This is a genomic window from Dysgonomonas sp. 521 (assembly GCF_010501055.1).
Taxonomy (GTDB): domain Bacteria; phylum Bacteroidota; class Bacteroidia; order Bacteroidales; family Dysgonomonadaceae; genus Dysgonomonas.
Genome location: NZ_QVMO01000182.1, coordinates 1 through 3,096, shown reverse-complemented (window position 1 = coordinate 3,096; position 3,096 = coordinate 1). Strand labels below are relative to the sequence as shown.

General features: G+C 40.1%; 4 protein-coding genes. 3 read left to right on the top strand and 1 reads right to left on the bottom strand.

Annotated features, from left to right (window positions below):
- Positions 1 to 191 precede the first annotated feature (191 nt).
- Genes D0T84_RS21830 through D0T84_RS21820 form a run of 3 tightly spaced genes read left to right on the top strand, consistent with a single transcriptional unit; the run spans position 192 to position 2,528 of the window.
- Positions 192 to 461, top strand: a complete 270-nt coding sequence (locus tag D0T84_RS21830; RefSeq protein WP_163310032.1) for a hypothetical protein — start codon at positions 192 to 194, stop codon at positions 459 to 461.
- 6 nt (positions 462 to 467) lie between these two features.
- Positions 468 to 830: an IS66 family insertion sequence element accessory protein TnpB gene (gene tnpB, locus D0T84_RS21825; RefSeq protein ID WP_370525547.1), complete on the top strand. Its 363-nt coding sequence runs from the start codon at positions 468 to 470 to the stop codon at positions 828 to 830.
- 51 nt (positions 831 to 881) lie between these two features.
- On the top strand, positions 882 to 2,528 hold the full coding sequence (locus tag D0T84_RS21820; RefSeq protein WP_163310031.1) for an IS66 family transposase: 1,647 nt from the start codon (positions 882 to 884) through the stop codon (positions 2,526 to 2,528).
- 1 nt (position 2,529) lies between these two features.
- Here the strand turns inward: D0T84_RS21820 and D0T84_RS21815 are convergent.
- Positions 2,530 to 3,096 (bottom strand): recombinase family protein (locus D0T84_RS21815; protein ID WP_163310030.1); only part of this gene is annotated, 567 nt, incomplete at its 5' end.

The following is a 3,096-nucleotide window of genomic DNA, read 5'->3' as shown; positions in this document are numbered from 1 at the left end:
GTAATCCTTCGGTCTCGGTCATCTTTTACAAGATTTATATAGTTTTTACCTTTGCATAGGAGAGAGTTAACGATAAATTAAGGAGCCATCAGTTTATGCAAAATAAAAAACAAACGAGACAACTTCCTGGAACCAGGCTATCTAAAGGTCAGGCCTATCCGATAATAGAGCAATATTTTAAAAGTGGATTAATGCCATGTGATTTTTATAGGCAAGTAGGTTGGAGTGATAATCAGTTCTATTCATGGCGTAAGCGTTATATGGAAGAGCATAATATGCTGGCAGAGGAAGAATTTGAACCGACAACATTTCACCCGATAACAGTAACCCCACCAGAGGAGGTAAATTTAGTAGAGCCTGAAGAAAGTTTTACTATAGAGATTACATATCCCAATGGAGTTACACTTCGTGTATATTCCAAGAATACAGCCCCACTGGTAGACTTAATCAAATTATATTAGTAAACAGTGTTTAATCTGAACGATTCTCTTACCTACTACCTGTGTTCGGTAGCAGTAGATATGCGAGGAGGCTTTGACCGTTTATGTGGTATAGTCAGGCATACAATGGGCCGTGATCCTTTGAGTGGGGAAGTCTTTGTATTTATCAATAGATCCCGTACCCGTATAAAGCTTTTACATTGGGAAAGAGGAGGCCTTGTTTTATATCATAAGCGTTTGGAGTATGGACGGATAAGCATCCCTAAACTAGATCAATCAACAGGGCACTATCACTTATCTTGGTGTGATTTAGTGCTTATGGTAGAAGGTGTTTCTTTAAATCGGATTATTCGTAAAAAGAGATATAATATTCCACATAAAACCGCATAAATAAAGGCTTTAAAGCTTGTGTATATCCTCCGTTTTGCGTATCTTTAACATATGGAAAAGATGCAGGAATTGGAACGGAAATTACAAGAAGCTCTCCTTCGAAACCGGGAGTTGGAGCTTAAAAATACATTCCTGCGATCTGATAACAGTCAGTTGCAATCTAATGTAGATAAACTACAATCCGATATTACCAGTTTAGAATCCGATAAAGGCAAATTAGAATCCAACATTGGGATATTGCAAACCAAATTAACAAAACTTGGAGATGAATTACTTTATCTGCGCCGGACTTTATTTGGGCGTTCCTCGGAGCGTTATATAAAAGAAGATCCTAATCAGTTAAGCCTTGACTTTGATGGCTTAGACCAACTTGAAGAAGAAAAGATCTATTTGGATGGGGTTGCTAAAAGGAACTTATCCGCCCGGGATAGCGGCGGTCTTCCTGTGAAAAGACATCCGGTACGCAAACCTCTACCCGAGCATTTAGAACGTCGCCGCGAAGTGATTGAACCGTGCTCTTTACCTGAAGGGGCTAAATGCATAGGTCAGGAAGTAACCGAAATATTAGAATATATCCCCGGACAACTTTATGTGCGTGAAATTATCCGTAAAAAATATGCTTTACCCGGAGGGGCCGGTATTATTATGGCGGAACTTCCATCTTTACCTCTGCCAAGAAGTAATGCCGGAGCATCCTTGCTGGCAAACCTGCTGATTAGTAAATACCAGGACCATCAACCTTACTATCGTCAGCTGGAGATGTTTAAACGAAGCGGAGTCCATTTGGCAGCATCGACCGTAAATGACTGGAGCGCTTCAGCCATCAACTTATTAGAACCTCTTTACCAACAGTTGAAAAAAAATGTTCTGGGTAGTGATTATATACAAGTGGATGAGACTACGATTCCGGTATTGGATAAAGATAAACCCGGAGCTACCCGTAAGGGCTATCATTGGGTAGTACGCTCTCCTGAAAACGGGCAATTATTTTTTCATTACGACAAAGGTTCCCGGGCCGGGCATGTAGTTGTCGATTTACTCAAAGACTTTAAAGGTACAGTACAGAGTGATGGTTATGGAGCCTATGATATATATGAAAAGAAACAGGATGTTCTCTTATTGGGATGCTGGGCGCATGCCCGCAGAAAATTTGAACAGGCATTAGGCAATGATCCCCCACGGGCTGAATATGCACTTGAGCAAATCGGCAAGCTTTATCAATTGGAACAAAGAGCCACGGATAATAATTTTACTAAGGGGCAAATAGAGGCATTGCGTAAGGAAAAGGCTTATCCTATCCTACGTGATTTTGAGAAATGGATCGATAAAAACTATCCTCAGGTATTACCATCTTCCAAGATCGGTAAAGCAATGTCGTACACTTATGGTATATATCAGCGATTAGCCCGTTATGTGCTTGACGGAAGGTATCGTATTGACAATAATCTGGTTGAAAATGCGGTAAGGCCTTTGGCATTAGGACGCAAGAACTATTTATTTTGTTCAAATCACCAGTCTGCTGAAAGAACTGCTATGATCTACTCTTTACTGGGTACATGCAAAATATGTGGGGTAAACCCGAGTCTTTGGCTAACAGATGTACTAAATAGAATACAAGACCACTCTATACAGGAACTCGATGAACTGCTTCCCGGAAAGTGGAGACCGCAATCTTTGATTGATCGACCTGAAAATTAAATCATTTAAGCATATCCTGATGGCGTTTATATAATCGCCATACTTGAGAAGTCGTGAAACGATATCCTCTGCTGGTCTTGAATCCTTGCCGATTGAGTGCATGAGTAATCTGCAAATATGTTTTGCTCTGATTTCTCATCATTAAAATAAGGGCTAAGGCACGTTTGTTGTTCTCGTTAGTTAAGGCTTTTGCCTTATTAGTCTTGATACTATTAGCTATTGCCCGCGCATGATTATTCAGCAGGTTCTCCGGTTTACCTAACTTAATACCTTTATCCTTCTTCGCTCTTAATGATTGTTTGGTGCGTTCTGAAATTAGGTTGGCTTCATACTCTGCAATTGAACTAATGATATGCAGGATGAATCGATTGGCTTTGGGGAAATCGCAGAAAACAATCTCTACATCGCTTTCTAACAGCCGACTAGTAAATGCTACATTGCGGGAGAGACGATCCAATTTGGCACAAATTAGAATAGAACCGGTTTGTCTGCATTGTTCTAATGCTTCTGCTAATTTAGGACGATGATTATTTTTACCTGTTTCCGTTTCTAAATACTCTTTGAGAAT

Coding starts and splice junctions, on each gene's coding strand:
- D0T84_RS21830 (WP_163310032.1), top strand. CDS start 192: ATGCCATGTGATTTTTATAGGCAAGTAGGTTGGAGTGATAATCAGTTC.
- D0T84_RS21820 (WP_163310031.1), top strand. CDS start 882: ATGGAAAAGATGCAGGAATTGGAACGGAAATTACAAGAAGCTCTCCTT.